Consider the following 4,606-nt stretch of genomic DNA (forward strand, 5'->3'; position numbering starts at 1 on the left):
CCGTTAACGATATCCAAAAAATACAAACCCACCAATAGTACGGACACCAGTGAAAACAACAGTGATATGGTTCCCATGCTTTTTGGCGCAAAGCCCTTATATGTCTGTAACCATTTTAAAATAACATCATATGGAGTTCTTGTTTTGACCAAGGTGGCTATGGCAGAGAAATTTTGACGCCACTCCGGCATTTCACTTAGTTCTTTGATAGCTTTCTGTTTTACAGCTATATTCTCGATGGAATTCGCCAATAGCATTGATGTAAAGACCTCACTACCTTGTTTTAGTGCGGTTCTATTCGCATATTGATAAAAAGAACCCCTCCCGAAGAGATCGATATCCTGACTATAGTAATGCCCAGCAACATTGAATTCGTTACCCATGGGCAAATGATCGAACTTTCTTTGAAGCACTTCCAATTCGGTCGTATTGATCTGAAGTATGGTCTGTATCTTATCCCGTTTGTATTGTAAATCGGTATGCCTGGAAACCAAATAAACAAAAATGACAATGGTGATTAATATAAGGCCTATAACCAGTTTGGTATTGCCAAAAGTCAAGTATGCTCCAAGCGCCATAAGGCAAAAAACAACTAACCGGATCATGCTTGATGCATAAAGTTGATTCTGTACTCGGGCCAATTGCCCTTCGAAAATGGCAATCTGTTCTTTATAAAATATTTGTGGATTTTGCATCAAGGAAATCGCTTGTTTAATCGATAAAGATAAGCAAAGATTACTTGTTGATGCGTCCCGAATTCAACAGCGCTATTTGTCCAAGATGGTAAATATCGTGCTGGGCGATACTAGGTAAGATGGCACCAAAGGTATAGTTCTTCGCTGGTACTTTTTTATCCAATATTTCGTCAGAGCTATGGGCCAAAAGTTCCAGGATTTCTTTTTGGGTCTGTCGAATCCGCTGTTTCAGCTGTTCCCATTCCTCCTCTTCTTTGATTGTGATCAAGATCCAATCATTTAATTCGTCAATAATGATATCGTACTCGGTATCCCCTTGTAGTTTCTTAATCACGAAAATGCGCCAATTGATGATATGTTGTACTAATACCGCTATCGTCTTGTCCCCATAAATTTCATCATTGACGATATTCCAATCCACAGCATCCAATTTTTTCATGACCGAATCCCCATACCATGGCTTGCCATCAAAACAGGTTTCCAATTCTTTGATTATATAATCCAGTTTACCCATAATCGATTACAAAGCATCAAAAGCTGCCTTTAATTTTTTAGTGAATTTTGAGACGACCAAATCATAAGAATGGTCTACCAATTCACAGATTAGTTTTGGTGGAACTTGCTCTAACATTATTGTATTCCAATGGATCTTGCTCATGTGGTAACCAGGTGTTATAGCACCATCATATTCTTCTCGAAGTTCAATTGCCCTTTCCGGATCACATTTAAGATTCACTTGAGAAGGCAAACGTTCCAAAGCAACCAGGGCGAACATTTTACCCATTACCTTGAACACCAAGGTATGTTCATCAAAAGGGAACTCCTCGGTAATGCCCTTTTTCGTTAAACAGTATGCCCTGAATTCCTCAATATTCATTTTGTTTATCTTAAATTCCCGTTGAATCGTACACGATCACCTTGGTCCAAAGGTGGCTCGATTCTTCAATGAACAGTTTATGAGCTGCCTCATCTTGGTATTTTTGTTGAGCTTCGGCCGATTCAAAGGTCACGATCAAGGCATAGGTAAACGACCCATCGACGACATCCCTGCTAGGCTTTGGGGAAATCCCTATATACTTGGTCTTCGCATAGGCCGAATGGTCCATGAATTTCTGTAGGGACGTCTCAAAGGCAGTACGGTCTTCTTGACTATCTGGATTTTGAAGCCAAAAATATACCGTATGCGCAAAATTGGCATCGAAATCTTTGATAGTGCTCTTTGTTTGGCCATAACTTACGAGGTTGACCATTAGAAATAGGAAGGCGAAGATGTATTTTTTCATGGGATTATTTAAATCATATCGGTTTTATTTTTTCAAAAGACTCTTTTGTCTTTCCTCGATGCGTAAGGCGGAATAATCCAATTTCCAACCTATGGTTTCTACAATCTTCTCCACCAACAACACCGCTTCCAAAGCTTCCCGTTTTGCAGTATCCATTAGGCCGCTTTCCGGTATCTTTTCCATGATATGTTTTCGGGCCTCTTTGTTCAATGAGGTAAGGTCATTGGGCGTAAACGTATTAAAGAGTCCGTTCTGTATGTCATAGAATTCCAATTCCGGTTCTATGGAAATCACCTCTGGCTCGGGAAAGTTGGTCAAAATGATCTTCTTCTTATCAATATCGGCATGCATGAGTATTTTTTGTAAATCATACCCGATTTGGGCCTTGGCATTGATGACGATCAGCGCTTTCTTTTTACTGCTTACCAAGCTCAAAAAACGCTCCTTGGTGTTTTCATATTTATAGATTTCGGCAAAATCACCTTCCACTGAGATAAGTTTACATACACTTTTTATTTTTTCAAGAAGCACGGTCGATTGGTGTTCCGTCAATTCCTTGCTTTTCTTTTTCCTGAATTGGGAGAACATCCAATACATGAGAATGGCACCTAAAACCAGCCCTAAAAATACCTCTAAAATACTATCCATTACAATACCAAATTAACCATAAAATATCACAATTAAACTCGTTCATTTCATATTTTCTTTCCTTGTTAAACATTTCCGTAACTAAGGCTATGCAACTATTTAACCGCTTCATAAAACTAAAAAGCAACTTCGTTTTCCAAATGCCATATTTTGATCAATTTGGCATATTTCCGATTTCCCCTAAATGGGTATACTTGAATCCTTTGTTGTATTTTAAACCATATCCTAAAACCCTATCCAATGACGCATGGGAAAATATAATAATCCCAGCTAATTGAATAAAGGTTGCCGAAAAATACATTCCGGCAAAATATAAAATAATGGCCAAACCTTTGTGGTGAAAAAGGTTATATGTAATAGCCCCTATTCTATTTCCGAACAAATACCCTAACATTCCGATATCAGGAACGAGTATCAAAGCCAAAAACCACCACCATGGATATCCCAACAACCCGAACATGAATATTCCAAGGAGGAACATCATGAATTCTTCCAATTTAATCAAGGTTTTCATTTGCTAGCATTTAATTAATGACCTATCCTTCTTTCGGCTGTGAGTGGCAAATCACAATTCGACTGTAGCTACCGTACCAAAAATGGTACTTGTTGATTTACTCCTCTATATTCCTATATAAAACAGGTCTACTCGGTGCCGCGTCATTCTCAAAGGGTGCGACCTGCAAATTAAGGAAATAGGTACCATCCTCTATGCTATTGGGCACATAAATCAACTCTGTAATCGTTGCTTGTTTTCGCATTTTACCATCGAAGTCCCAAAAAGCCCTATGTGCTAGTAATTCGCCCCCATCCTTTTCTTTGTCAATCGAGGGCAGATCGATCAATAGATGTTCTATTTCCTTATCCACCAAAAATTGGGCAGCTTCCTCTGTTAGGTATGGTGGATTCGTATAGGAATATTGCTTCGAAATTTTATCCCTTAAATTGGGTAGTGATCGTATAATCAGGGCATCCCTTTTCTTATTCCCAAAAGCATATTGTAGCTGTTTTTTTGAAATCACAAAGTCCCCTTTTTGTTTTTCCGGAGCAATGGTCACCACCTCTGCATAAAAGAAATATTGGTTCAGATTCTTGTTTATGGAGTGGAATTCCTCAGTGAGATGACCTACACATTCAGTATGCGTTCCATGCGCATGCGGACTGAACCAGATATGGTTGAAATTGATGGCAGCACCTTTCGAAACTGCCCCGACAAATTCGCCCTCGGCATGGGGTTCTATTCGTGCGTGCTCAATATACCAGGCATTCACATCGGATGCATCCCCTTTCATAGGAATTGAAATATCCAACGGTTTTGAAAGATCGATCGTATGGTTTCTGTTATTTACTTTTATTGCTGCTATCATAGAAAAATGTCCCGCCGAGCGCACCTTGCCTTCCAGCAAGTAGGTTCGAGACGTTTATATTTGAGTATTGTTAGTTTTCGACCGCGCCCGTAAAGACAAAAACTCTATAATCATGGATTCCTGTTTCAGCAGGAATGACACCTTAATTCTAGTCTAAATTTACTATAAAAAGATCTGATGCAATCCCATCGACCAAAAACTTTCCTTTTTTTGTGGCCACTAACTGATCTTTTGTCAACATCAACAATCCCTGGTTAATGTACTTTTGTATTTGCCGGATTATATATTCATAATATTTTTCCCCAAACTCTTCACGGACCCTGTTCAGGGAAATTCCCCAACTTGTTCGCAAACCGGTCATAACATACTCATTGTACTTATCGGTACGCGAAAGAATTTCATGGGTTATCGGTAAATGACCTTCTGCAATGGCCTTTAGATATTTTGGATTATTGCTAATATTCCAACTTCTCTTTTTTCCATCATAGGAATGTGCCGAAGGACCGATGCCCATATACTTCTTGCCAAGCCAATAGGCCGTATTGTTCTTGGAATAATACCCCGGTTTTCCGAAGTTGGAAACCTCATAGCAATCGTACCCAGCATGGGTCAAAGT

Annotated in this window: 6 protein-coding genes and 2 pseudogenes; all 8 read right to left on the minus strand. The window is 39.2% G+C overall.

Going from position 1 to position 4,606, the window contains the following annotated elements; genetic code table 11:
- Positions 1-695 (minus strand): annotated as a pseudogene (locus tag WBM98_RS05910) (MutS-related protein); the annotation flags it as partial.
- A gap of 40 nt (positions 696-735) precedes the next feature.
- Positions 736-1,209 carry a DinB family protein gene (locus WBM98_RS05915; protein WP_424365104.1) on the minus strand — a complete coding sequence of 158 codons (474 nt, stop codon included), beginning with the start codon at positions 1,207-1,209 and terminating at the stop codon, positions 736-738.
- Between the two features lie 6 nt (positions 1,210-1,215).
- A complete protein-coding gene (locus WBM98_RS05920) occupies positions 1,216-1,572 on the minus strand; it encodes an MmcQ/YjbR family DNA-binding protein (RefSeq protein WP_424365105.1) in 357 nt (118 codons plus the stop codon).
- Between the two features lie 10 nt (positions 1,573-1,582).
- Positions 1,583-1,978 (minus strand): Dabb family protein, encoded by a 396-nt coding sequence (locus WBM98_RS05925; protein ID WP_424365106.1) that lies wholly within the window; start codon positions 1,976-1,978, stop codon positions 1,583-1,585.
- Positions 1,979-2,002: 24 nt separating this feature from the next.
- Entirely contained in the window at positions 2,003-2,626 is a 624-nt protein-coding gene (locus tag WBM98_RS05930; protein WP_424365107.1) for a DUF4230 domain-containing protein, read from the minus strand.
- Positions 2,627-2,780: 154 nt separating this feature from the next.
- Complete coding sequence (locus WBM98_RS05935; protein ID WP_424365108.1) at positions 2,781-3,140, minus strand: DUF4260 domain-containing protein; 360 nt, start codon at positions 3,138-3,140, stop codon at positions 2,781-2,783.
- Between the two features lie 97 nt (positions 3,141-3,237).
- Positions 3,238-3,990 (minus strand): cyclase family protein, encoded by a 753-nt coding sequence (locus WBM98_RS05940; RefSeq protein WP_424365109.1) that lies wholly within the window; start codon positions 3,988-3,990, stop codon positions 3,238-3,240.
- Between the two features lie 148 nt (positions 3,991-4,138).
- Positions 4,139-4,606 (minus strand): annotated as a pseudogene (locus WBM98_RS05945) (radical SAM family heme chaperone HemW); the annotation flags it as partial.

It is taken from the genome of Maribacter sp. (assembly GCF_049667165.1).
Lineage (GTDB): Bacteria > Bacteroidota > Bacteroidia > Flavobacteriales > Flavobacteriaceae > Maribacter_A.